This window comes from Winogradskyella sp. Asnod2-B02-A (genome assembly GCF_045063645.1).
Classification (GTDB): Bacteria; Bacteroidota; Bacteroidia; order Flavobacteriales; family Flavobacteriaceae; genus Winogradskyella.
This window is the reverse complement of sequence record NZ_JBEFOG010000027.1, coordinates 350,534-375,664: the sequence shown is the minus strand read 5'-3', so window position 1 is coordinate 375,664 and position 25,131 is coordinate 350,534. Positions and strand designations below refer to the sequence as shown.

The following is a 25,131-nucleotide window of genomic DNA, read 5'->3' as shown; positions in this document are numbered from 1 at the left end:
ATGAAATCATTCCTCAGAATTTTAGTACTACTATGTGCATTGTCACTAACAGCGCAAAATACGTATTTGCATTGCGGAAAAATAATAGATACTAAATCTGGGAGAATAGTAAATGAAAAAACAATAGTTGTTTCTGGAGATAAAATTATTTCAATTGAAAACGGCTATGTAAATCCAATTAATCCTGAAGACAATACCGTTGATTTAAAATCTAAAACAGTAATGCCTGGTTTAATAGATATGCATGTGCATATTGAGGGAGAAACCAATCCAAAATCTTATTTAGAAGAGTATACTTTAAATGATGCAGATGTTGCCTTCAACTCTGTAAACTACGCTAAAGTTACATTAATGAGTGGGTTTACAACAGTTAGAGACTTGGGAGGTTCTGGCGTAAATGTGTCTTTAAAGAACGCTGTAAATGCCGGAAAAATTGTAGGTCCAAGAATTTTTACAGCAGAGAAAGCCTTGGCAACAACAGGTGGTCACGCAGATCCTACAAATGGTTATAAAAGAAGTATTATGGGTAATCCTGGTCCAAAAGAAGGAGTGGTTAATGGAGTAGAGGACGCTAAAAAAGCAGTTAGACAGCGTTATAAAAATGGAGCTGATTTAATTAAAATCACAGCAACAGGTGGTGTTTTGAGTATGGCTAAAAGTGGTCAGAATCCACAATTCACTGTCGAAGAAATTAAAGCGATTTGCGAAACGGCAAAAGATTATGGATTTCATGTGGCTGCACATGCGCATGGAGACGAAGGTATGCAACGTGCCATTTTAGGAGGTGTAAAAACTATTGAGCATGGTACATTAATGAGTGCCGAGACTATGGAACTCATGAAAAAGTACGATGTTTATTTAGTGCCAACCATTACTGCTGGTAAGTTTGTTTCAGACAAAGCAAAGATTCCTGGTTATTATCCAGAGATTATTGTGCCAAAAGCATTAGACATCGGACCTAAAATCCAAGGCATGTTTGGAAGAGCTTATAAAGCAGGAGTTGGTATTGCCTTTGGTACAGATGCAGCTGTTTTTTACCATGGAGATAATGGAAAGGAATTTGGTTATATGGTTGAAGCTGGAATGCCTGCAATGGAAACTATTCAAAGCGCAACAATTACCAATGCTATGTTATTAAATATGGAAAGCGAAATTGGGCAAATAAAAGAAGGTTATATAGCAGATATTATTGCCGTAAATGACAATCCGGTAACAACCATTTCTACTATGGAAAATGTTGTTTTTGTTATGAAAAATGGTATTATTTATAAGAAATAGCTCATTTTTATTAATAATTCAATTATCGTATATGTAATTCGGAGTTTAAGCTACTGCGAATATGCTAATTGTTTTAATGTCTGATTTTCAATATGATAATATCAAAAGGTATTAACCCTGTTTTAACATCGATTCCTTGGAGTTGGTCATCTATCTTCGTTGCTTTGCATTGAATGATAATTGAACAATATGAAATTGATAAGTATTAAAAGAGAGACCAAAACCGAAGGTCGCTTCACAAAAAAAATGGGTGTATTATTAACTGATGTTACCTATATTAAAAAACTATTTTTAACTATTCCGTATAAAACACTTCATAAATATCGTGAAACATATTATGGTGAAGTGAAAGATTGTGACGATTGCCAATTGGCTCGTTAAGCAGTAATTTCTTCTTTTTTCTTGCTGTTAAAAACACCACTGAATAGTAACATTACCATTCCTATGGTTACAGAAAGATCAGCAATGTTAAAAATTCCTGTTTTAAATACACCTCCTAAGTTTATAAAGAAAAAGTCAGTGACTTGACCAAAAGCAATGCGGTCAAAGACATTGGCTATACCACCTCCTGCAATACAGCAAAAGGCAATAAGGCTTAATTGATCTAATTCTTTAGTTTTAATAATGTAGTATATAACATAACCTAAAACAAGAGTGGGTAATATCAGTAAGAAAATTAATCTCAAGGTAGGATCCATGTCACTTCCCATGCCTAAAAAAGCACCTTTGTTTTCAACCCAAATTAATTGAAAGTAGTCACCAATAACATTAACTTCTTCTCTGAAAGTTAAAGTATTGCGGACTATAACTTTAGATATTTGGTCAATAGCAATATTAAATATAATAAGAAGCGTAATAAATAGGTTTCTATTCAAAATACCAAGATTTAGGCGTTAGTTTCAAATGTAGCAGAAGTCGTTTCTGCTTCTCTGTTTATTTTTTTTACCAAGCCTTGAAGAACTTTTCCAGGACCAACTTCTGTAAAATGAGAAGCTCCATCAGCTATCATTTGCTGCACAGATTGTGTCCAACGCACAGGAGCCGTTAATTGAGAAATTAAATTTGCTTTTATTTCGTTTTCATCAGTAATAGCAGAGGCTGTTACGTTTTGATATATTGGGCAATTGGGTTTGCTAAATGTTGTGTTCTCTATAGCTGCAGCTAATTCTTCACGAGCTGGTTCCATTAATGGTGAGTGAAAAGCTCCACCTACAGGTAAAACTAAAGCACGTCTTGCTCCAGCATCTTTTAACGCTTCGCAAGCTCTATTAATGGCTTCCACTTCTCCAGATATTACTAGCTGTCCTGGACAATTGTAATTTGCTGCAACGACAACACCTTCAGTAGTAGCGCATATTTTTTCAACAATATCATCTTCTAAGCCTAAAACAGCAGCCATAGTACTTGGTTGTAATTCACAAGCTTTTTGCATTGCTTGTGCACGTTGTGATACTAGTCTAAGTCCATCTTCAAAAGTTAAAGCTCCTGCTGCAACTAATGCTGAGAATTCTCCAAGAGAGTGACCAGCAACCATATCTGGTTTAAAAGTATCACCTAAAGTTTTTGCTAAAATTACAGAGTGTAAAAAGATAGCCGGTTGCGTTACTTTTGTCTCTTTTAAATCTTCAGCAGAACCTTCAAACATAATGTCTGTAATATGAAAGCCTAAAATATCATTGGCTTTTTCAAATAATTCTTGTGCTAAAGGTGAGTTTTCGTAAAGGTCTAATCCCATTCCTGAGAATTGAGCTCCTTGACCTGGAAATATATATGCGTTCATTTATGTATCAAATTTAAGATGCAAAAATAGGAATAAATATTTTCAGTTTGCAGTATTCAGTCGCTGTTTTCAGTTAGTGCGTAATTAACTAAAAAACTGCCACTAAGACTAAAAACTCAAACACAAGCAGCTTCCGCACAACGCTCTCCATCCATCGCAGCAGATACAATGCCACCTGCGTAACCGCCTCCTTCACCACATGGAAATAAGTTGGTAATCTCAGGATGTTCTAAAGTTTCAGTTCTTGGAATACTAACAGGAGATGAGGTGCGAGATTCTACACCAATAATATTAGCTTCTTCGGTATAGTAGCCTTTCATTTTTTCTCCAAATGCTTTAAATCCTTTACGTAGTGAGCCACCAATTATTTTTGGTAATAAAGAATGCAATGGTGCTGATTTTAAACCAGGCTGATAAGAGGTTTCATTTAAACTTGAAGATAATTTTCCTTCTACAAAATCCGTTAACCTTTGAGCAGGAGCAGATTGTCTACGTCCTCCAGCAGTGAAGGCTAAACGTTCTAAATCTTTTTGATATTCTAAGGCTTTCAAAGCTCCAAAATGTTCGTATTTATAAAGGTCTTTATCAGCATTGATTTCTGTGACTATACCAGAATTAGCAAATTTATTATTTCGTTTGGAAGGTGACATGCCGTTAACTACAACTTCACCATTGGCTGTGGCTGCAGGAACTATAAATCCACCAGGACACATACAAAATGAATACACACCTCTGTCATTAACTTGTTGTACTAAACTGTAAGAGGCAGCCGGAAGTAGCTCGTCGCGTTGCTCACCTTTACAATGGTACTGAATACCATCAATAATGTCTTGCGGATGCTCTACACGCACTCCCATGGCAAATGATTTGGCTTCTAATTTAATCTTCTTATTATTCAATAAGTAAAAAATATCTCGTGCAGAATGACCCGTCGCTAGAATGACTTTTTCTACGTCAATTTCTTTTTCATTTTGAAGTTGAATCGCCACAATTTTATTGTTCTTAATCGTGAAATCGGTTACACGCGTTTCAAAATGTACTTCACCACCAAACTTGATGATATTCTCTCTTATATTTTGAACAACTTTAGGTAATTTATTGGTTCCAATATGTGGATGTGCATCTACCAAAATTTGATCTGTGGCTCCATGATACACTAGATTTTCAAAGATTCTTCTAACATCTCCACGTTTTAAACTTCTGGTGTATAATTTACCGTCAGAATACGTGCCAGCTCCACCTTCACCAAAGCAGTAATTAGAGTCCTCGTTTACAAAATGATCTTGGTTAATGGCTTTTAAATCTCTTCGACGATCTTGTACGTTTTTACCACGTTCTAAAACAATAGGCTTAAAACCAAGTTCTATACAACGTAAAGCGGCATACATACCTGCAGGTCCAAATCCTATAATATGAATGGGCTTTGCTTTAGATACATCTTTATAATCAAAATGATAATCTGAAGTTTCAGGTACTGGTTCATTAATGTAAACTTCAACTTTATAGTTAAACATGATATTTCGCTTACGTGCATCAATCGATTTTCTCAGAATTTTTATTCCTGAAATTTCAGAAGATTTCATACCCAAATCATAGGCCGCTTTGTTAAGCAAACCATCAGGTTGTCTTTCTTGGTGTAAATTAATGCGTAGTTGTAAGGCTTTTATCATGTTGCAAAATTAAAGAAAAGAAATGTTATCAAAATTTTTAAATAGCAATAAGTTGTATTGTTTACGTTTCCTTATAAACATAAAAAAACCACGTTAATTAACGTGGTTTTATTTTTTATTTCAACGGTATTACGATTTTGTTTTTGGTTGGTCTCTATTCATTTCTGTGATATCAATTTCGGTAGCTTCTGTATTAAGAAAATGTTTGCTAAAATGATCGGCTCTTAACCAAAATGAATACTCTGTCATATTTCCAAAGCTATGACGTTGACCAGGCATAAGCATAAAATCGAAACGCTTGTTTGCTTTAATTAACTCGTTTGCCATTCTAATAGTGCCACCAGGATGCACATTATTATCGACGTCTCCAGTAATAAGCATTAAGTTTCCTTTTAAGTTTTTTGCTAAAGACTGGTTGTTGTCAATTAAGTATTTGTATTTTACATTACCGTCATCATCCATTTCTTCTTGCACACCATGATGTGTTTCACTCCACCAACTGTTATAAATGTTATTGTCATGGTTTCCGGCAGAAGAGACAGCTGCTTTAAAGAAATCTGGATACACTAACATGGCTGCTGTAGACATAAAGCCACCACCAGAATGACCATAAATGCCCACTTTATTAATGTCTATAAAATTATGTTTGTCAGCAAGTTGTTCTGCAACGTGTCTTTTATCAGCCAAGCCATAATCTCTAAGATTGCCATAGCCATAGTTGTGATACCATTTAGAACGGTCTGGATGTCCACCACGATTTCCCATAGTGACTACAATAAAACCTACTTGTGCCATACGGTCTAGTCTGTCCATACGCACAGAAAACGATTTGTTTACAGCTTCGGTTTGTGGTCCAGGATATACATATTCTAGTAATGGGTATTTTTTAGTCTCATCAAAATCGTAAGGCTTATACATTACTCCGTAAATGTCTGTAATGCCATCGTCTGCTTTCATTTTAAACGTTTCTGGAAATTGATAACCAGTAGCCATTAATTGCGATAAATCGGCTTCTTCTAAACTCATAATGAGCTTACCAGTATGGGATCTTAATTCTGATTTAGGAACTGTATTCACTCTAGAATAATTATTCACAAAGTAGGCATTAGAATCAGCCATGCTTGTACTAGTATTATAATCTCCAGAATTTAACGCTTGTAATCCAGAGCCATTTAAATTAATTTTATAAAGGTGTTCGTAATATGGATCTTGGTCTTTGGCGATACCATGAGCTGTAAAATAGAGTGTTCTACTCTTTTCATCAACTCCCACAGCACGTTCTACATGATAAGATCCTGAAGTAATTTCGTTTTTTAAGTTGCCTTCAGTATCATACAAATAATAGTGAGCCCAACCCGAACGTTCTGCCCAATGAAGCATCTCAGTTTCATTGTTAAATAATACTAATGGACGAGACTCTATATACGTATTGAAGCGTTCTTCAATTAATACTTTGGTTTCTCCTGTATTAATATCAGCAACACAGATATCTAACTTTTTACGATCTCTACTAATTGTGCTATAATAGATTTTACCTTTTTTTGATAAAAGTAATGAAGGTGTAAAATCATCATCGTAACTCGATTTTAATCTTGGCTCACGATACACTTGAATACTCTGTTGTTTAACAGTATCTAATTGTACTTTAATATTACTTTTTGAAGGAATATCGAATACGTGAAGCTCTGTTTTATAATACTCATCTTCACCTGGCATATGGTATTTGTACGTTTCTAAGGTAGGACGTTTGCTTGAAGTTGTATTAATCACCCATAAGTCATTAATATGTCTAGAATCGGATCTTTGGAATACAAACTTTTTAGAATCGTGAGACCAAATACCACGTGCATATTTACGTTTGTCCTTATTCTTTAATTTGGTTTCATTGTTTTCACCACGACTGCTTCCGCCAAAGTCATAATTTTCTTCACCATCAGTGGTCCATTGGTTTTCAACTATTGTAGAATCTTTCTCATTTTTTACAGCTTTGAGAAAGTTTTCTTTATCCATCCAATACAAATTGTAATGTTTAGAAAATAAGACTACTGAACTGTCTGGTGCAATGTTTGCCCATTTTTTCCAATCTTCTTTTTCCTTCTTTTTATTATCTAAAACGGTTAAACTATTACTACCAAGTCGGTATTCAAAATGATAGACTTTGTTGACTTTTTTGGCTTTTTTAGCTTTTCCTTTTTTCTTTTTATCCGTTTTTGTAGAGTCTGTTTCTATAGTGTCTAATTTTTCGTCATTGTCTTCTTTTTGTTCTTCATCAACTTTTTCAGTAGATGTTACATAGAAACGTATTGCTGTTTCATTTTTTACAAACTCAAAATTGAATTTAGGTAAATGTTTGGCATCATATGGATCTTTTGTAATTTCAGTAAGCCATTTTGCCATCTTTTCATTATCAAAAAGCTCTTTTTTGCTACGGTTGTCTGCATCTACAATATAGTATTTAGAACCATCTGTTGTTTTATATTGATACCAAAAACGATTGCCATTTTTTAGCCAATGTGGTCTTACTGAAGTTGAATGCACTAGCTTTCCTAAATTTGTCGGAGAAAATTTAGCTGCTGCTCTATAGTTAGGTGTTGGTGTTTTATTTTCTTTGTCTGTATTCTGTGCGGTTATTAAACTACAAGAGAAGCTTAATAGGAGTAAAAGTATTAATTTTTGCATGCGTTGTGTGTGGGTTTAGGTTGGGTTGGTTTCTTGATATGACCAAAATACTAGGAATATTATAAAATTGATAAATATTTAACATTAGACTAACGAATTAATCTTGCTATTGCTTTTGTTGTAAAGTGATTTTAGTATCTTGAAAAATATAAAAAGTTAAGATAATTGAGCTGGTTTAAAAAAGATCCATTACAGATTATTACGTTTCAGAGTTATGGAACGGATTCGCATTTTTACGCTAGAGGTAGAGCTTTAGAAGATGAATCTATTGATTTAGAAGATCAGCATATTTGGCATCTTATTGTAAATACATGGAAACGTTTTGAAACCGACGAAATAAAACATGTAGGTTTAGATGTAAAATTACCAAACAATAAAATTCTAAAAGTTACATCTGATGAGAATGGTTATTTTATTGCTGAAGAATCCATAGAAAACTTAAGAGAACTTACTAATGAAGAAGGTTGGTTGCTTTTTGAATTATCTTATAATGACGTAAATATTAAACGTACCATACAGAATAAAAATAGATTTCTTGGAGAACTCTTAATTCCTTCTAACAAAGCAGAGTTTTGCGTGGCGAGTGATATAGATGATACTATATTGCACACAGGAGTTGTTTCTATTTTAAAGTGGAAAGTAATTTACAATTCCATTTTTAAGCATGCTAAAAATAGAATTCCTTTAGAAGGTTCTGCCGAGTTTTATCACAAACTGCATCGTGGTATTTCTGGTGATAATGCCAATCCTATTTTTTATGTAAGTCATAGTCCTTGGAATCTTTACCGTTATTTAGAACTTTTTTTAAGGCAAAATAATTTTCCTAAAGGCCCAATTTTATTACGAAGTCTCAGTAATCTGCTTCGTAAGAAACCTCAAGATGAAAAGCCTCAAAAACAAAAGGAAATTATGAATCTTTTAAAAACATATCCTCATTTGCCTTTTATCTTAATTGGTGATAGTGGAGAGCACGATCCTGATATTTATATTGAGATTGCTGAAGAATTTCCAAATCGAATTTTAGCAATTTACCTACGTAGTGTTAAACATAAGAAGAAAATGTTGCGTGTAAAAGGTATTGTAGATAGTTATAAAACCACACCAATGCTACTGGTAGAAAATAGTCAACAAGCCATTGAACATGCTAGAAAAAGCGGGTTTATCGCCTAAGAATGTTGTCTACACGTTTTTTGTTGTATTGCTGTAATAACGTAGGATAGAGATTGAAAATAATATTGAATCCCAACAACAGCAATGCATATGTGTATTGATTATTCATTATTTGTATAAAAATAAATACAAGAATAAATAGAAAACCAATTAGGTGGCCTATTTCTGCATAAACCATTTCGTTTCTAATCTGTTTTAATTCTTTGTAAGAAGCTCGTTTTTTTAGTTGAATATTTTGATTGAAGACTCTAAAGAAACTATTTTTTATAATCCAAGAGAATATAGACAGTCCAAGAATATGATTAATGTTTTTATTTCTAATGAATTGAAAATCTGATAATTTTGAATAGAAGGTGGTGTTTTTTATAGCATTATTAATTATCAATCCCATAGTCCAAGATCCAAAAGTGAAGATAATGGCCTTGAGGAAATAAAGTGTAATAGTCACCTAAAACAACCCGTTTATTTCTGCATCAATTCTATTAATAATATCACCTAAATCTTCAGGGTTAGCAACAAAATCAAGATTATCTACGTCAATAATTAATAAGTTACCCTTATCGTATTTAGAGATCCAAGCTTCGTAACGTTCGTTTAATCGACTTAAATAATCGATACTAATAGTATTTTCGTAATCGCGACCTCTTTTGTGAATTTGAGCCACTAAATTAGGAATAGAACTACGTAAATAAATTAATAAATCTGGCCCTTTTACAAAAGATTCCATAAGTTGAAATAACGACGAGTAATTCTCAAAATCACGATTAGTCATTAAGCCCATGGCGTGAAGGTTAGGAGCAAAAATATGTGCGTCTTCGTAAATGGTTCTGTCTTGAATGATGTCTTTTCCGCTGTCATGGATTTGGTTGACTTGGCGAAATCTACTGTTTAAGAAATAGACTTGGAGATTAAAGCTCCAGCGTTCCATCTGATTGTAAAAATCATCTAAATAAGGATTGTCTACTACATCTTCCAATTGAGCTTCCCATTTAAAGTGTTTAGCGAGTAATTTTGTGAGTGTAGTTTTTCCAGCTCCTATATTTCCGGCAACAGCAACATGCATAATCTATTCTATTTTTAATTGGTAATAACGTAGTAAAATTTCGTCGTAAATATACACCGTTTCGTTGGTTACCAAAAACTGTTTTATTAACATTTTTGGAAGTTGAATAGGTTGAATTTTAGTATCATTTTTTTCTAAGATAAATAAAGATGTATCTTTTTTTAATACTATATGTGCTTCGTTAAATGCTAAACTTTCGTAACCTATATTTTTTATTTTATGAATTAAACTTCCAAAATAGCTATATACAAACAGATAGTTTTGGGTCAGTAAATAACAATAATTGTAGTCGCTCTTTAAATCTAATACTTCAGATTGTACAGGTACTGTTTTAAGCTTCAATTTTTTGGTTTTGTAATCGTACAATTCTAAGTATTGAAAATCTGCATTAAAGAGCCAAATGGTATTATCGTAACCAGGAGACACAAATGACACATTTTTATATGGTTGCGTAGTATTAAAGTCAATTCTTGAAATCTCAGCCAATCGATTATCTAAAATTACAACCGTATTAAAATCTTTATAAAACAAATTAATTTTTAAAGGGTTAAATGTGTTTGCTGAAGTTATCTCTCCCAGTTGAAAATTAGAATAAGTAACAATGGTATCCTTTGTTTTTTTGTAAAATGAATTATTATCGGTAGCATAATATAGTGTGCCAAAATTATCAATACCATAAAGCGCTTTCGCTTTTATTTTTAAAGAGTCTACTAGCGTCGCTTTAATTTGTTGTTCTGTTTTCTCTTGAGTAAAACAGAAGGAGCTAAAGAAAACAAATAAGAAGACTAACTTTTGCATGTTTGTGGGTGAATAAGCTTGAAAAATACGAAAATAAGATCAGCTTTTTTAAAAAGAGTTCTTAGGTTTTGTTATGACCGATTATAGAGAAAGTGAAATTTAGTCAGCTAGTTTAATTAATATTAGATTTTTAATCCGTGAGTTTATACCCAAACCCACGCACATTAATAATTTGAATACTATCATCTTTTTTAAGCTTTTTACGCAGTTTGGTAATAAATACATCCATACTTCTGGCTGAGAAAAAATCATCTGTTCCCCAAAGTTTATTCAAAATTAGAGAGCGATCTAAAACTTGGTTTTTGTTTTTAATGAGATGAAATAATAAATGTGCCTCTCTATGAGTTAATTGCGTACAATCTTCATTTTTGAATTTTAGTTGTTGTTTAGGAAAATCAAAACTAAATGCGCCAATCATTATCGTTTCTGATGCTTTTTGAGTCTTAGTCCTATCCACTAAATTATGAACTCTAACAATGAGTTCTTCCATACTAAATGGTTTTTTAAGGTAATCATTGCCTCCAATAGAAAAGCCTTCAACCACATCTGCTGTTTGCGATTTTGCCGTTAAAAATATAATAGGAATAGTGTCATCAATAGCTCTAATCTCTTTGGCTAGTGTAAAGCCATCTTTTTTAGGCATCATAACATCTAATACTAAAATTTCAGGAGATTCTGATTCGTATTTTTTTAACGCGACTTCACCGTTTTCGCATAGTGTAACTTCAAAGTCTCTAGTTTCTAGACTTTCTTTAATAATTTGTCCTAAAGCGGCTTCGTCTTCAGCCAATAAGAGTTTAATTTTATTAGCCATTTGGAAGTGTGATTTTAAATGTTGTTGAATTTTTATTGAGTTCTAAGGTGATAGTTCCATTATGTTTTTCAATAATAGTTTTGGTGTAGTATAGCCCAATCCCAAAACCTTTTACATCGTGTGTATTCCCTTTTGGAACGCGATAGAATTGTTCAAAAATTTGGTCTTTATTTGCCTTAGTTAAGCTGTTTCCGTTATCTGAAATTAGAATATCAAAATTATTGCTCTTAGATAATAAGTCAATATTTATAGTGTCTCCACCATATTTTATAGCATTATCTAAAACATTATTAAGTGCATTTTCGATATGGAAAATGTCAGCATTAACAATCAAGTTTTCAAGCTGTATATTATTAGTAATTCTTTTATTAGGAAATTGGATTTTATACCTATTAATTAAGGTCTCAAGTAAAGCTATTATCTCAAAGTTTTCTTTGTTCAGTTTTAAACTGTCACTATCTAGGGTTGCGGTTTCTAAGAGTTTTTCAACCATTACGTTCAATTTACCCAATTGCTCAGATGACATGTTGAGGTATTTTTTGGTTTTATCTTTATCGTCAATGGCATTAAAATTATTTATACTTTCTAATGCTGCGCTAATGGTAGCGATAGGCGTTTTAAACTCATGTGTAATATTACTGATGAGGTCATTTTTTACTTCGGCTAATTGCTTCTGGTGTTTTATGATTTTTAGGAGGTAGAATAAACTACTGATTACGGCCAAAACTAATAACGTTGAAATTAAGATGCCTCCAAGAATGCGATATAAAATAGTTTTGGTGGTGTTAGTAAATAGAATGGTTAAAAAAGTACCTTTTGGAAGGAATCTAGATTTTGTGTCTGTTTGCAAATAATCATCAGACATATGGTTAGGATCCAATTCTGGTAAGGATCCATTTACCTTAAAATAGTTAACATCACGTTCAATGTCTTTATAATCTAAATAAAAGTCGACATTAATGCTTTTGCGTTCTAATTCTTTAGCTATTAATTCTTCAACAGCCTTAACATCGAGTGTGTCATTTTTTATCGAAATCATCACTTTAGAGGTGAGAAATTCGGCATTTTTTATATTGACATCTTTATTGTTGTCTTTTAGACTATCTATTTTTAATTTAAATTGCTCTGCTGATAAGGGATTATGTTTTTTATTATGTGCTTCTGACATTGAATCTGCCTTGAATCCTCTAAACATAGTTATGCCTTCAATAGTATTTTTGTCTAAAGAATCAAGGTTTGTAAACTCATTTTTAGATTCATCAATGGTTTTAAAAAATTTTTCCAGCTCACTACCTTCTTCGAAAGCATTTTTTTGTTGGTCGCCTTCAAGAATAAAACCAATAGTAGTACGCTCTGCTAAAGCTGCATAATAATCATCAACTGCTTTATCTAAGCTAATTTGCACGTCGTTTATTAGCTGTTGTTTATTGGTTTGATAGTTTTTGTAGTTCCAATAGACTTGTATACCAATGGTTGCCATAATTACAGCGACTATAGTATATAAAATCCATTTGTATCTTTTGTCATTCATAATTTCAAATGTATAACGTAAAAATGTATAATCAACGCTCGGTTAACAGACGTTAACACTCGTTAACTTATAAAACTAAATAGTGTTCTGATATTTGTAGGGTATTAATTATAAAACCATATTAAAATGAAAAATGTACTTACTTTTTTAATAGTTATAATCTCTATTAGTGGATTTAGTCAGTCTAATAGCGTAACCCAAAACCATCAGGAAAATACAAAAATAGAATATAATAGTCTCGACTTTGTTATTACAGTCAATTCATTAAAAGAATTAGAGTCTGAATTAAACATTAAAGAATTGGAAGACATATTTGAAGACTCAAAAGAGTTTAAGAACGTCTCTTTTAAATTGGTTTGTAAAGCTATTGAATATACAGAAGACAATAAGAAATCAGTGTCTTTTAAAATTGAAAGCAATACAGAAGACAAAACCTTTTTATTAAGTCGAATTCAGAAACTTAAAGACTTAGGTGTTAATTATTACACAAACAATAATTAAAAATCAATAAGATGACAACAATAATAAGAATTATGATTATTGCGTTTATAGCAGTGATATCATCTGTTAACGCTCAAGATTTTCAAGGTGTAGCGACATACAAAACCCAACGAAAAATTGATATTAAGATGGATAGCACCAAAATGAATGATGCTATGCAGAAGCAAATGATGGAAATGATGAAGAAGCAATTCCAAAAAACCTATACATTAACTTTCGATAAATCTTCATCTTTATACCAGCAAGAAGCGGAGTTAGATAAGCCACAAGTAGGAGGCGGTTTTCAGATGTCTTTTGATAATAGTGGGTCTGATGTGTTTTATAAAAACATAAAAGACAAAAAATATGTAGACCAAAAGGAAACCATGGGTAAGAATTTTTTGATTAAAGATACAATCTCTCCTATAGAATGGAAATTAGGGTCTGAAACTAAGGGTATTGGGGAATATACTTGTTTTAAAGCAACTTACACCAAACAAGTAGAGAAACGAGATTTTAGCTTTAGTGGCAAGATTAATAAGGATAAAAATTCTGAAGAAGACAAGGAAGAAAAAGAGCCAGAAATGGAAGAGCGTATTATTACAGTTTGGTATACACCAGAAATTCCCGTAAGTAATGGACCTGCAAAGTACCAAGGACTTCCTGGTTTAATATTAGAAATTCATGATGGGAAATTGACCATTATATGTAGTCAGATTGTAATTAACCCAGAAGCAAAAATTGTGATAGAAGAACCAACTAAAGGTAAAGAGGTTAATCAAAAAGAATACGATGATATAATGGAAAAGAAGATGAAAGAAATGATGGAACGTTATGCGCCTAAAAAAGGATCTAAAGAAAGTGGTTTTAGTATTTCAATAGGAGGTTAATTCTCTTAACACAAGTTTAACATGTGGTGATTTAACTTTTTATGTTTTGTACAGTCTTACAATGGACGAGATAACTAATTTTGTTATTCAGTTTAAATCAAAACATAAAAAATGATAAAGTTTCCACTTAGAATTGCATTACTGTTAACTGTATTTTTAACTAGCGGGTTCGCATTTGCTCAAGACTTTCAAGGTAAAGCCTATTACATGTCTAAAACAACAATGGATATGGATGGTATTGGAGGACCAGACGCTAGTCCTGAGCGAAAAAAACAAATTGCAGAACGAATGAAAAGCTTTTTAGAAAAAGAGTACATACTTACTTTTAATAGAGAAGCATCTATATATAAAGAAGAAGAGGTTTTAGAAGCATCTACTGGTGGTAGAGGAGGTTTTGGTGGTTTTGCTAGTAGTTTTACTGGAGGGCCTAAATATAAAAATGTAAAAAGCAAAGAATTACTTCAAGACCAAGAGTTTTTTGGAAAACAGTTTTTAATAAAAGATGAATTAGCAGATCTTAAATGGACTATGAGTGGCGAAAGCAAACAAATAGGAAACTATACTGTTTTTAAAGCAACAGCAGTAAAACAATTAACAGGTTTCGATTTTTCAAGTTTTAGACCAGGCGGAAGAGGTGGTGATACAGAAAAGGAAAAAGAAGAGGAGGAAACTAAAGAGCCTAAAACTGTTAATGTTGTCGCTTGGTACACTATGCAAATTCCAGTAAACCAAGGTCCAGACGATTATTGGGGCTTACCTGGTTTAATTTTAGAAGTTAGTGCAGGTAACACCACAATTTTATGTACTAAGGTTGTGATGAATCCAAAAGATAAAGATAAGATAGACAAACCAGATAAAGGTGAAGTTGTTACCCAACAAGAATATACTGAGATTACAACTAAAAAAATGCAAGAGCTGAGAGAAAGTAGAGGACGAGGCGGTCGAGGCGGTCGAGGAGGCAGAAGAAATTAATCTTGGTAACTACAACCTAAAACAAAATCAAATACATGAAAAAGATTACCACATTGCTGGCATTGTTGCTAGCACTAACTTCTTATTCCCAAATTAAACTCTCAGGAGTTGTTAAAGACAGTATAGGTTCACCATTAGAGTTGGCCAATATTGTTGCTATTAATCAAGATACTAAGGCATTGGAGTCTTATGCAATATCCGATACTAAAGGTTTTTACAAAATCAGTTTGGGCAAGAACGGGACTTATAAAATACAACTTTCTTATATTGGTATGAAATCTATTGATTTTGTTTTAGAAACAAAAGAAATTGGTATAAACAAAGATTTTGTAATGGTTTTAGATAATTCACTCGACACTGTTGAGCTAACCTACGAAATGCCAGTGACAATAAAAGGGGATACCATAATCTACAATGCAGATTCATTTAAAAATGGTTCTGAACGAAAATTAGAAGATGTTTTAGAAAAATTGCCTGGTGTAGAGATTAATGACGATGGCCAAATAGAAGTCGATGGTAACACAGTACAAAAACTAACTGTAAACGGAAAAGACTTTTTTGATGGGGATTCTAAACTAGCAACAAAGAATATACCCTCTAATGCAGTAGATAAAATAGAAGTGTTGCGTAATTTCTCTGAAGTTAATCAATTGCGTAATGTTACCAATAACTCAGATAATGTCGCCATAAATATAAAGCTAAAAGAAGGTAAAGAGAATTTTTGGTTTGGAGATGTCACTGTTGGTGCAGGTAGTGCTCCTTCACCCAATGATAATTTATATTTGGTACAACCTAAACTATTTTACTATAGCCCAAAGGCAAGTATAAATGTTATTGGAGATATAAACAATATTGGCGAACCAGCCTTGTCAAATCGTGATGTACGTAATTTTGGTGGTGGTTTTAGATCGCCAAGTCGTGATAGTGGAACCAATTTAAATTTAGGTAATAATGGTTTAAGTGGCTTAACTACTTCTGCCAATGCTCAGAAAGTAGAATCTAAATTATTAGCAACTAACTTTAGTTATGCACCAAACCCAGCTTTAGATTTAAGTGGCTTTATAATCTATAACACAACACGTTTAAGTACACGTCAAGAAAGTTTTATTAGATATACAGATCCAGAATTAGGTATACCTGATGAGGAAACAGTAAATACTGGTAAAGAAGCTTCTGACCAAGGGTTAGCAAAGTTTAGTGTGGCATACAAGCCCAACGGAAACAATCAATTAGAATATGATCTTTTAGGGCGTTTATCTAAAGATTCTGAAAGACAAACTGAAATTTCTTCAATAATTGGTACCACAGCTCAGTTAGATGAAGTAACACCATATAGTATTAATCAAAACTTAAGTTATTACTACACGCTTAATGAGAATAATATATTTGCTCTAGAAGCGCAACATTTGTATAGTAATGAAGATCCATTTTATAATGCCATATTAAATAATAATCCAGCTAATAATGATTTTGGAATAGACAACGATCCGCTCACTGACGACGCAGACGCTTATGATGAAACAGCAGAGCAACTAGGATTAGATAGAAGTTTGGATTTTTATAGCTTAGGGCAAGATCAACTTGTTAAAACCAACCAGTTAGATGCAAAATTAGACTATTATAATATTTTAAATAGCAAGAGTAATATCAATATTTCTTTAGGAACTATTTTTAGTCGACAAGAGTTTAATTCTAGTATATTTCAGTTTTTAGAAAATGGTGCCACTCAAGATGCAGATCCTAATATCGAAGATGCAGAAGGTAATATTTTAGATGTAGGATCTGAAAATGATATTATGTATAATTTTAGTGATATCTATGTGTCAACAAGATATAACTTGCGAGTTGGTAAATTTACCTTCAGACCAGGATTATCTTTTCATGCATATGGCAATCAAAACACACAATTTGGGACTAAATACGAAGATAACTTTTTCAGAGTATTACCTGAGTTTGAAGCAAGAGTTCAATTTAAAAAATCTGAAAGCTTACAGTTTAATTATCGTATGAGCAACCAATTTACGGATGTTACGAATTTAGCGGAGGGTTTAGTTTTAAATAGTTTTGATAATTTGTCTTATGGTAATTCAGAATTACAAAACGGATTGAGTCAAACGTTTAGTTTATTTTACAGAAGTTTCAACTTATTTAACAATACAAATGTAATAGGAAGACTGAGTTATACTAAAAACGAAGACCAAATAAGAAACGATACTGGTTTTGAAAGTGTTGTTAGTACAAGTACATTTTTCAATTCGCCTTTCGCGGATGAGAGTTTTTCAGCATTTGGACGTTGGCAAAAAACGTTTGGAAAATTTAGAACGACGATGGGAGGTAATTTTAACTACAGTTTAAGTAACCAGTTTATAAATGGTGTGCAGTCTAAAAATGAAAGTTTTACGCAGACGTATACACCAGAGATCAGAACTAATTTTAGAGAAGCACCAAACGTAAGTTTACGTTACCAATACTCAGTTACTGATACTGACCAAGGCACAAGAAACACTAAGATTATTAGAAACTCACCATCCATAAATTTTGATGCCTATATCTGGGATGCTGTAACGTTTTCTACAGATTATGCTTATACTAATCAAAGTGTGGCAGGTGAATCAGAATCGTTTCAAACATGGAGTGCTAGACTAGGTTATAGAAAAGATAGAGATGCAAAATGGGAATATGAAATTAGAGCAAACAATATTTTAAATATTGATGCTAATATTAATAATAATGTTGGAACATTCTCAGTTGTTAATTCAGCAACATTTTTACAACCACGATTTGTAACGTTTAGAGTTATTTATACGTTATAAGGTTATTATAATAAATACTTAAAAAGCCCATTGAATGTTTTCAATGGGCTTTTTTTTATTCAAATTTTATCTTCTAGTTGTCTCTTAAAACATGTACAACTCCATTTATAGTATGTGTGTTACCTTCATAATCTTCATAATCACCACCAAAATTGATGTCTATATATTCTCCTACTTCTCCGAATGATGTGAGATTATAACTAACATTATTATTTGTGTTAGACATATTAATACATTCTTCAATATTGAAACCTGTATCATTAGGATCGTTCCAGTCGTAAGTACCATAAGTACCTTCATAAATTGTTTCATTCAGTACTCCTGCTAAATAAAAACAAGTATTGGTGCCGTCATTTCCTCCAAAACCACTGATGTCTAATCTTGATCCATTAACAGCATCTGAGACTTCAACAAAATATGTTTGGATACCATCAATTATAAAAATTGTTTCGTTGTCATCTATTGTGTATTGAATAAATTCGGTTACGGCATTACAAGCACTTATAGTTCCAATATCAGTTAATGGTGTTGTAAAGGTATAACTAATACTGTCTGTAGTTTGAAGATTTACATAATCACTAGCTTTAATTTTGAAGGTATTATCATCAGTACAACGTAATAGATTAATTTCAAATGTGCCATCGCTAACGGCATCTGTAAATGTTTGATTACCATAGCGCAATTGCACATAACCATCGGATACAGCATCATCATCGCAAGTGTTAAAACTACCAACGATAGTTTCTTCAATAATATCTGGACTATCTGGTACAACAATTGTCAAACTTGAATCTGCAGTAAAAGGACCAATCATTTCAGTATACAGTGCCGTACTTCCACAAAAATCATAACTATAAACATTTAATTCTAAAGTTTCACCACTAGGCACAAAACCACAAGCCTCTCCGTTTTCATTGGTATAACCACCTCTCGCTCCAAAAGTTGTACTTGTAATAGTTGTATATAAATTATTTAAAGTTTCGTTATCATCATTCGTTGCAGTAATACAAAGTGTAATGGCTTCGGCAGGAATATCACAATTCCAAAAGGAAAAATGAGAAACGGTACCAACATACATGTTACCTTGTAAAGTTGCCACACCTTCTTCTTTCCAATAACCATTGACTTCATCAAAATACCAAAGCGGAATTGTTGAAGGAGCAATGGACATTAAACTTGCATCAACTGGCATTTTAATTATAGACGATGAACCTTCTGCTAAGTTTAAATCTTCTCCACTCGTACCTCTTAATTCAATGACAAGCATTCCTAAAGATTGCAACATACGTTCAGCTCCTTCTTCATTTTGTGCATATAACATACCTGGCATTTGCAATGACATATCATCATCTGCAGGATCTAAGTGATGCATAATAACATCTACTGAGCCTGTATAATCAGAACCATCAGGTTTTATGAAATTACCATCAAAGCTTACAGAGCTTCCATTTGCCATACTTACCGTTTCTGAAGAACCACTGTTTACTGAGCCAATGACTGTTGCTTCAAGTAACATAATAGTCACTTTATTAGTTCCGTTAGATGGAACAACACTACGTGATCCATGGATGTAGCCTGTTTTTTCGGCTTTTATATATCCAAAACGTTCATTAACATCAGCATTATTAATGATAAATACACCATTACTGTCTGTTGTTGCCGTTTCATTACCAATAGAAACTGTTACTCCTTCAATTGGGTTTTTATTTGAATCAATAATGTTTCCTAAGAAGTTTCTTGATATTTGATTGCCAAAATATTCAGAAAAAGTATCTGGAATATTTTCTTGTTGCTCACCTCCTGAATTACTATCATCTCTTTCGCAAGAGGTGACTGTGATTAAGGAAATTAAAAGCACTAAAATAAGATTGGGGAATTTTTTAATGTTTGTCATAATCTTTTGTTTTAATTGATTGTTGTTCATCAGAGTTGCTTGGCTCTTTCTTTAATACAACAGTTAGGATTGCAAAATTCCTACTTGATAAGGCATACTGAATTTATAAAACAAAAAACCCTTATAAAATAAATTATAAGGGTTTTTAATCTTATTGACTAAAGCTTATACTTTAGAAATATCTATTTTTTCAATCACTTTTTCAATTTCACCAGCTTTGTTAGTTAATGATGCTTCAAAAGATTTTAGTGAGCCTTCTACTTGAGCTTTTGTACCTTCAAAAGTTATTGTTTTTAATACTTTTTCACCATTTTTTATTATAGAATAATCAACGGTTGCTTTTGTAGTAATTTCAGAATCCGCAGTCATTTCAATAGACACTTCTTCATTAATATTTGCTAAACCAGTTTCATCAGCATGACCTCCTAAAATAGGTGCTATGACTAAACCTATTAAACATGTTAATTTAATTAAGATGTTCATTGAAGGTCCAGATGTGTCTTTAAATGGATCACCAACAGTATCACCAGTTACAGCAGCCTTATGAGCTTCAGAACCTTTAAAAGTCATTTCTCCGTTAATCTCTACACCAGCTTCAAAAGATTTTTTAGCATTATCCCAAGCACCACCTGCATTGTTTTGAAAGATTGCCCAAAGCACACCAGAAACCGTAACACCAGCCATATAACCACCTAACATTTCTGCAATAGCTAATGGATCCATTCCAAAAATCATTGGAATAAAGGCTATGGCTAATGGGAAACCTATAGTTAATAAACCAGGTAACATCATTTCTTTTAAAGAAGCTTCTGTAGAAATAGCAACACACTTATCGTATTCTGGTTGTCCTGTTCCTTCCATAATCCCTGGAATATCTCTAAATTGTCTACGTACTTCTTCTACCATTTCCATAGCAGCTTTACCTACAGCGTTCATAGCTAAAGCAGAAAATACTACTGGTACCATACCACCAACAAATAACATGGCTAAAACAGGTGCTTTAAAAATGTTAATACCATCAATACCTGTAAACGTGACATAGGCAGCAAATAATGCTAATGAGGTTAATGCAGCAGAAGCGATTGCAAAACCTTTTCCTGTTGCAGCTGTTGTATTACCAACTGAATCTAATATGTCTGTACGCTCTCTAACGATAGGTTCTTGTTCGCTCATTTCAGCAATACCACCAGCATTATCAGAAATTGGTCCAAAAGCATCAATTGCTAACTGCATTGCAGTTGTAGCCATCATTGCAGAAGCAGCTAAAGCAACACCGTAAAAGCCAGCAAAAGCATAAGATGCCCAAATAGCGCCAGCAAATAATAATACTGAAGGGAACGTAGATATCATACCTGTAGCTAAACCTGCAATAATGTTTGTTCCAGCTCCAGTAGAGGATTGTTGTACAATATTTAATATTGGTTTTTTACCTAAACCTGTATAGTATTCAGTTACTGAAGAAATAACAGCTCCTACAAATAAACCAACTAAAGTTGCATAAAATACACGCATAGAAGATATTTCTTGTAAGCCTTCTCCAAAGAAATTCATTTGCATTGTTTCTGGTAACATCCATGTTACTAATCCCAAACATGCTGCAGCAACTAATATAATTGAAGTCCAGTTACCAATATTTAAAGCTCCCATAACCTGAGATTCTTTAGCGTCATTACTCTTTATTTTTACCAACATAGTCCCTATGATAGAAATAATAATACCTACACCAGCAATGGCCATTGGTAATAAGATTGGGCCAATTCCTCCAAAAGCATCCGTAATAGCTCCGCCCATATCTTTAATTACGTAATTACCTAAAACCATAGCAGCTAATACTGTTGCCACATAAGATCCAAATAAATCCGCTCCCATACCAGCAACATCACCTACATTATCACCAACGTTATCTGCAATAGTTGCAGGATTACGAGGATCATCTTCAGGAATTCCAGCTTCTACTTTACCAACTAAATCAGCTCCAACATCTGCAGCTTTAGTATAGATTCCACCACCAACTCTTGCGAATAAAGCAATTGATTCAGCACCTAATGAGAAACCTGCAAGTGTTTCTAATACTATGGTCATATCCATTGTATTGGTCCACTCACCTCCCATAAATACATGGAAAAACACGATAAAGAAAACGGTTAAGCCTAAAACAGCTAAGCCAGCAACACCAAGTCCCATTACAGTACCACCTCCAAAAGAGATTTTAAGTGCGTTTGGTAAACTTGTTCGAGCAGCCTGAGTTGTTCTAACGTTAGTTTTAGTTGCGATTTTCATTCCAATATTTCCTGCGAAAGCGGAAAATACAGCACCACATACAAAAGCGATTACAATTAACCAATGTGTTGTAGGTACAATGAACGAAACTACGGTTAACAACGCAGCAACAATTACTACGAAAATTGCAAGCAATTTATATTCAGCATTTAAGAATGCTAATGCTCCTTCATAGATGTGATCTGAAATCTCTTTCATTTTACCATCTCCAGCATCTTGTTTCATTACCCAAGATTGCTTAATTAACATGTAAATTAATCCTAAAAGTGCCAAAGCTATTGGCGTATAAATCATCATTGACTCCATATTATATTATTTATTTTGATTAGATTTTTAGCAGGGCAAAAGTAGTGAAATGAATCATATTTTTACGAAAAAAGCAATATCAATTAATTGATATTGCTTTTTTATTATTTTTAAGTTAAAAAACTTTGGATTCCTAAATAAGGGTATTAAATGGTGAACGTACGTTTCTTTTTGTGCTCACTGTCATCATAGCGTTGTACACATTCGTGGTAAATTTTAATAGCTTCTTCTGCATCTCCCCAACCACCAACATCAACTTTCTTCTTCTCTAAATCTTTATATACTCTAAAAAAGTGTTCAATTTCTTTTAATCTATGTGGGTTTAAGTCGCTGATATCTTTATTGTTACTCCAAATTGGATCTGAAACTGGTACACAGATAATTTTTTCATCTGGTCCTTTTTCATCTGTCATATGGAAAACACCAATTGGTCTTACTTCCATTACTACCATTGGGTATGTAGGCTGATGTCCTAAAACTAAAACATCTAAAGGATCACTATCTAAAGCTAAAGTTTCTGGAATAAAACCATAATCACCTGGATACATCATAGATGAAAAAAGCATACGGTCAAATCTTATTTTGTGTAATGTGAAATCGTATTCATATTTATTACGACTTCCTTTAGGAATTTCAATTAATACGTCGAAAGTTAATTCTTCTGATTCTGACATGTTTTAAATTGTATTTGGGTGTTCTATTTTACTTAGAACCGTTATTATATTCTCTCTTAAATATTTATGTATGACAAAGATAATATATTGTACGAGTTAAGCAATTAATTATGTTTGAGTTTAAGTATATAGTGGCTTACTGAATTTTTTATGCACATTTATGATATTGATTCAAAGATTCATTTTTATCATCATAGCTAATAACTGCAATAAGTTAAATTAAGGATGAGTCTAAAATAAGAGTTTTTATAATGTGAAACATCTAATAAACTATTGTGAACTTTTCTTCTTCAAATTGTTTCACTAATTTCGTTTAATCTGTAATGCGCATAATAATTACAAGACATTTAAAATAGTTATTTAAGGATGAATTCGAACTTAATCAAAGTCATAAATCAGCATAAAAAAATAATTAAGGTTTCAATGACTTTAAAGGAAGAATCGCAACGTTTTACAAAATTGCTATATAAAGCTTTTTATGATTGTGATACAGATGCTGATCTAGCTTTACAAGAACTTGAAACACTATTTGTGACAATAAGAAATATGGCTTGTCCGCAAATTAAAAATCTGCCATGTAAACGTTGGGATGATTTTAAATCTAATATTCCAGATTTATATGCTAGCTTAAAAAAAGATGCTGAAGCCATTTATAATAATGATCCAGCGGCACAATCTATTGAAGAAATCTATTTAGCGTATCCTGGTTTTTTTGCAATCTCTATTTATAGAATGGCAAGAGTTTTTTATAAATTGAACTTGCCGCTTATACCAAGGTTAATGACAGAATATGCACATCGAATTACAGGTATAGATATACATCCTGGTGCTACAATTGGTGCGTCATTTTTTATAGATCATGGCACTGGTGTGGTTATTGGTGAAACAACGGAAATACATAATAATGTTAAGGTGTATCAAGGTGTAACCTTAGGCGCATTAACTGTAAAAAAACAACATCAAAATACAAAGCGCCATCCTACGATTGAGCAAAATGTTACTATTTATGCTAATGCAACTATTTTAGGAGGTGATACCATTATTGGAAAAAATAGTGTGATTGGCGGTAATACATGGTTAACGGAATCTGTTCCAGAAAACTCTATTGTAACGCACAATCATCAAGTTGAAATTTTTTCGAAAATAAAAAAGTAATATGAATAAGACTTTAATAGATCAAATTGGAAATACACCTATTGTGAAATCAATAGTATTGAATACGAATCCTAAGGTGAGTTTGTATTTTAAACTTGAAGGCAATAATCCTGGTGGAAGTGTTAAAGATAGAGCGGCTTATAATATGATTAAAAGTGCTCTAGATTCAAACAAAATTGATACATCTTCAAAATTAATTGAAGCAACAAGTGGCAACACAGGGATTGCATTAGCAATGATTGCAAGTATTTATAAATTGAACATAGAACTTGTAATGCCTGATACTGCAACCAAAGAGCGTGTTCTTACCATGCGAGCTTATGGTGCTAAAGTAACATTACATCCAGATGGTATAGAAGGTGCAAGAGATTATGCCATTAATAAGGTAGAAAATGAAGGTTATTTTTCATTTAATCAATTTGCAAATAATGATAACTGGAAAGCTCATTACAAAACTACAGGTCCTGAAATTTGGAGAGATACCGAAGGTACTATCACTCATTTTGTATCTTCAATGGGAACTACAGGAACCATAATGGGAACATCTACATTTTTAAAAGAACAAAACACGAATATAAAAATTGTAGGAGTGCAGCCAACCGATGGATCAAAAATACCAGGTATTAGAAAATGGCCATTAGAGTATTTACCCAAAATATTTGATGCTTCAAAAGTAGATCAAACAATTGAAGTCAGTAAAGATGAAGCTATAGCAATGACACGGAGATTAGCTAAAGAAGAAGGGATTTTAGCAGGCATGAGTAGTGGAGGAGCTACAGCTGCTGCCTTAAAATTAGCTAAAGAATTAGAAAGTGGAATTATTGTTTGTATTATTTGCGACCGTGGTGATCGCTATTTGTCTTCTGGATTGTTTGATTAATGGG

The 25,131-nt window shown here is 32.8% G+C and carries 21 protein-coding genes; 9 read left to right on the top strand and 12 right to left on the bottom strand.

The genetic code is table 11. The features are described 5' to 3' along the window. Entirely contained in the window at nt 1-1,278 is a 1,278-nt protein-coding gene (locus tag ACJJVO_RS09790; protein ID WP_405573418.1) for an amidohydrolase family protein, read from the top strand. 189 nt (nt 1,279-1,467) lie between these two features. Next, on the top strand, nt 1,468-1,659 hold the full coding sequence (locus tag ACJJVO_RS09785; RefSeq protein WP_405573415.1) for a hypothetical protein: 192 nt from the start codon (nt 1,468-1,470) through the stop codon (nt 1,657-1,659). Here the strand turns inward: ACJJVO_RS09785 and lspA are convergent. From lspA to ACJJVO_RS09765, 4 genes are all read right to left on the bottom strand, one after another. Further along, nucleotides 1,656-2,153, bottom strand: a complete 498-nt coding sequence (gene lspA / locus ACJJVO_RS09780) for a signal peptidase II (protein WP_405573412.1) — start codon at nt 2,151-2,153, stop codon at nt 1,656-1,658. The two genes, ACJJVO_RS09785 and lspA, sit on opposite strands and share 4 nt — an antisense overlap. A gap of 11 nt (nt 2,154-2,164) precedes the next feature. Then, a complete protein-coding gene (gene fabD / locus ACJJVO_RS09775; RefSeq protein ID WP_405573409.1) occupies nt 2,165-3,058 on the bottom strand; it encodes an ACP S-malonyltransferase in 894 nt (297 codons plus the stop codon). Between the two features lie 116 nt (nt 3,059-3,174). Beyond that, nucleotides 3,175-4,728, bottom strand: coding sequence for an NAD(P)/FAD-dependent oxidoreductase (locus ACJJVO_RS09770; RefSeq protein ID WP_405573406.1), 1,554 nt, complete (start codon nt 4,726-4,728; stop codon nt 3,175-3,177). Between the two features lie 129 nt (nt 4,729-4,857). Then, nucleotides 4,858-7,407: a DPP IV N-terminal domain-containing protein gene (locus ACJJVO_RS09765; protein WP_405573404.1), complete on the bottom strand. Its 2,550-nt coding sequence runs from the start codon at nt 7,405-7,407 to the stop codon at nt 4,858-4,860. A 165-nt stretch (nt 7,408-7,572) separates the two neighbouring features. Here ACJJVO_RS09765 and ACJJVO_RS09760 point away from each other — a divergent pair, with 165 nt between their 5' ends. Beyond that, complete coding sequence (locus ACJJVO_RS09760; RefSeq protein ID WP_405573402.1) at nt 7,573-8,577, top strand: App1 family protein; 1,005 nt, start codon at nt 7,573-7,575, stop codon at nt 8,575-8,577. Here ACJJVO_RS09760 and ACJJVO_RS09755 read toward each other — a convergent pair. The 5 genes from ACJJVO_RS09755 to ACJJVO_RS09735 form a co-directional block, all read right to left on the bottom strand. After that, the gene (locus tag ACJJVO_RS09755; protein WP_405573399.1) at nt 8,567-9,025 is read right to left on the bottom strand and encodes a hypothetical protein; all 459 of its coding nucleotides are present in this window, start codon (nt 9,023-9,025) and stop codon (nt 8,567-8,569) included. The genes ACJJVO_RS09760 and ACJJVO_RS09755 overlap by 11 nt on opposite strands. Continuing rightward, on the bottom strand, nt 9,026-9,640 hold the full coding sequence (locus tag ACJJVO_RS09750; RefSeq protein WP_299106832.1) for a deoxynucleoside kinase: 615 nt from the start codon (nt 9,638-9,640) through the stop codon (nt 9,026-9,028). Nucleotides 9,641-9,643: 3 nt separating this feature from the next. Further along, nucleotides 9,644-10,438 (bottom strand): hypothetical protein, encoded by a 795-nt coding sequence (locus ACJJVO_RS09745; RefSeq protein ID WP_405573396.1) that lies wholly within the window; start codon nt 10,436-10,438, stop codon nt 9,644-9,646. A 130-nt stretch (nt 10,439-10,568) separates the two neighbouring features. After that, nucleotides 10,569-11,252 (bottom strand): response regulator transcription factor, encoded by a 684-nt coding sequence (locus tag ACJJVO_RS09740; RefSeq protein WP_405573393.1) that lies wholly within the window; start codon nt 11,250-11,252, stop codon nt 10,569-10,571. Next, nucleotides 11,245-12,783, bottom strand: a complete 1,539-nt coding sequence (locus ACJJVO_RS09735; RefSeq protein ID WP_405573390.1) for a sensor histidine kinase — start codon at nt 12,781-12,783, stop codon at nt 11,245-11,247. The genes ACJJVO_RS09740 and ACJJVO_RS09735 overlap by 8 nt, the downstream gene beginning before the upstream one ends. Nucleotides 12,784-12,909: 126 nt before the next feature. Here ACJJVO_RS09735 and ACJJVO_RS09730 point away from each other — a divergent pair, with 126 nt between their 5' ends. The 4 genes from ACJJVO_RS09730 to ACJJVO_RS09715 all read left to right on the top strand — a co-directional run bounded on the left by ACJJVO_RS09730 (nt 12,910) and on the right by ACJJVO_RS09715 (nt 17,938). Beyond that, complete coding sequence (locus ACJJVO_RS09730) at nt 12,910-13,284, top strand: hypothetical protein (protein WP_405573388.1); 375 nt, start codon at nt 12,910-12,912, stop codon at nt 13,282-13,284. 11 nt (nt 13,285-13,295) lie between these two features. Next, nucleotides 13,296-14,153, top strand: a complete 858-nt coding sequence (locus tag ACJJVO_RS09725; RefSeq protein WP_405573385.1) for a GLPGLI family protein — start codon at nt 13,296-13,298, stop codon at nt 14,151-14,153. 111 nt (nt 14,154-14,264) lie between these two features. Next, nucleotides 14,265-15,125: a GLPGLI family protein gene (locus ACJJVO_RS09720; protein ID WP_405573383.1), complete on the top strand. Its 861-nt coding sequence runs from the start codon at nt 14,265-14,267 to the stop codon at nt 15,123-15,125. 35 nt (nt 15,126-15,160) lie between these two features. Further along, nucleotides 15,161-17,938: a carboxypeptidase regulatory-like domain-containing protein gene (locus ACJJVO_RS09715; protein ID WP_405573380.1), complete on the top strand. Its 2,778-nt coding sequence runs from the start codon at nt 15,161-15,163 to the stop codon at nt 17,936-17,938. 73 nt (nt 17,939-18,011) lie between these two features. Here ACJJVO_RS09715 and ACJJVO_RS09710 read toward each other — a convergent pair whose 3' ends face one another. The 3 genes from ACJJVO_RS09710 to ACJJVO_RS09700 all read right to left on the bottom strand — a co-directional run bounded on the left by ACJJVO_RS09710 (nt 18,012) and on the right by ACJJVO_RS09700 (nt 23,092). Continuing rightward, nucleotides 18,012-19,832: a hypothetical protein gene (locus ACJJVO_RS09710; protein WP_405573378.1), complete on the bottom strand. Its 1,821-nt coding sequence runs from the start codon at nt 19,830-19,832 to the stop codon at nt 18,012-18,014. Between the two features lie 165 nt (nt 19,833-19,997). After that, nucleotides 19,998-22,418 (bottom strand): sodium-translocating pyrophosphatase, encoded by a 2,421-nt coding sequence (locus tag ACJJVO_RS09705; RefSeq protein ID WP_405573376.1) that lies wholly within the window; start codon nt 22,416-22,418, stop codon nt 19,998-20,000. Nucleotides 22,419-22,564: 146 nt separating this feature from the next. Next, nucleotides 22,565-23,092 (bottom strand): inorganic diphosphatase, encoded by a 528-nt coding sequence (locus ACJJVO_RS09700; protein WP_405573374.1) that lies wholly within the window; start codon nt 23,090-23,092, stop codon nt 22,565-22,567. A gap of 423 nt (nt 23,093-23,515) precedes the next feature. Here ACJJVO_RS09700 and epsC point away from each other — a divergent pair, with 423 nt between their 5' ends. Together epsC and cysM are read left to right on the top strand one after the other, a co-directional pair. Further along, complete coding sequence (gene epsC, locus ACJJVO_RS09695) at nt 23,516-24,247, top strand: serine O-acetyltransferase EpsC (protein WP_405573372.1); 732 nt, start codon at nt 23,516-23,518, stop codon at nt 24,245-24,247. Between the two features lies 1 nt (nt 24,248). Then, entirely contained in the window at nt 24,249-25,127 is an 879-nt protein-coding gene (cysM, locus tag ACJJVO_RS09690) for a cysteine synthase CysM (protein WP_405573369.1), read from the top strand. Nucleotides 25,128-25,131: the final 4 nt, after the last annotated feature.

Coding starts and splice junctions, on each gene's coding strand:
- ACJJVO_RS09700 (WP_405573374.1), bottom strand. CDS start 23,092: ATGTCAGAATCAGAAGAATTAACTTTCGACGTATTAATTGAAATTCCT.
- fabD (WP_405573409.1), bottom strand. CDS start 3,058: ATGAACGCATATATATTTCCAGGTCAAGGAGCTCAATTCTCAGGAATG.
- ACJJVO_RS09730 (WP_405573388.1), top strand. CDS start 12,910: ATGAAAAATGTACTTACTTTTTTAATAGTTATAATCTCTATTAGTGGA.
- ACJJVO_RS09740 (WP_405573393.1), bottom strand. CDS start 11,252: ATGGCTAATAAAATTAAACTCTTATTGGCTGAAGACGAAGCCGCTTTA.
- ACJJVO_RS09785 (WP_405573415.1), top strand. CDS start 1,468: ATGAAATTGATAAGTATTAAAAGAGAGACCAAAACCGAAGGTCGCTTC.
- ACJJVO_RS09725 (WP_405573385.1), top strand. CDS start 13,296: ATGACAACAATAATAAGAATTATGATTATTGCGTTTATAGCAGTGATA.
- ACJJVO_RS09705 (WP_405573376.1), bottom strand. CDS start 22,418: ATGGAGTCAATGATGATTTATACGCCAATAGCTTTGGCACTTTTAGGA.
- ACJJVO_RS09745 (WP_405573396.1), bottom strand. CDS start 10,438: ATGCAAAAGTTAGTCTTCTTATTTGTTTTCTTTAGCTCCTTCTGTTTT.
- ACJJVO_RS09715 (WP_405573380.1), top strand. CDS start 15,161: ATGAAAAAGATTACCACATTGCTGGCATTGTTGCTAGCACTAACTTCT.
- ACJJVO_RS09710 (WP_405573378.1), bottom strand. CDS start 19,832: ATGACAAACATTAAAAAATTCCCCAATCTTATTTTAGTGCTTTTAATT.
- ACJJVO_RS09765 (WP_405573404.1), bottom strand. CDS start 7,407: ATGCAAAAATTAATACTTTTACTCCTATTAAGCTTCTCTTGTAGTTTA.
- epsC (WP_405573372.1), top strand. CDS start 23,516: ATGACTTTAAAGGAAGAATCGCAACGTTTTACAAAATTGCTATATAAA.
- ACJJVO_RS09720 (WP_405573383.1), top strand. CDS start 14,265: ATGATAAAGTTTCCACTTAGAATTGCATTACTGTTAACTGTATTTTTA.
- cysM (WP_405573369.1), top strand. CDS start 24,249: ATGAATAAGACTTTAATAGATCAAATTGGAAATACACCTATTGTGAAA.
- ACJJVO_RS09770 (WP_405573406.1), bottom strand. CDS start 4,728: ATGATAAAAGCCTTACAACTACGCATTAATTTACACCAAGAAAGACAA.
- ACJJVO_RS09735 (WP_405573390.1), bottom strand. CDS start 12,783: ATGAATGACAAAAGATACAAATGGATTTTATATACTATAGTCGCTGTA.
- ACJJVO_RS09790 (WP_405573418.1), top strand. CDS start 1: ATGAAATCATTCCTCAGAATTTTAGTACTACTATGTGCATTGTCACTA.
- ACJJVO_RS09750 (WP_299106832.1), bottom strand. CDS start 9,640: ATGCATGTTGCTGTTGCCGGAAATATAGGAGCTGGAAAAACTACACTC.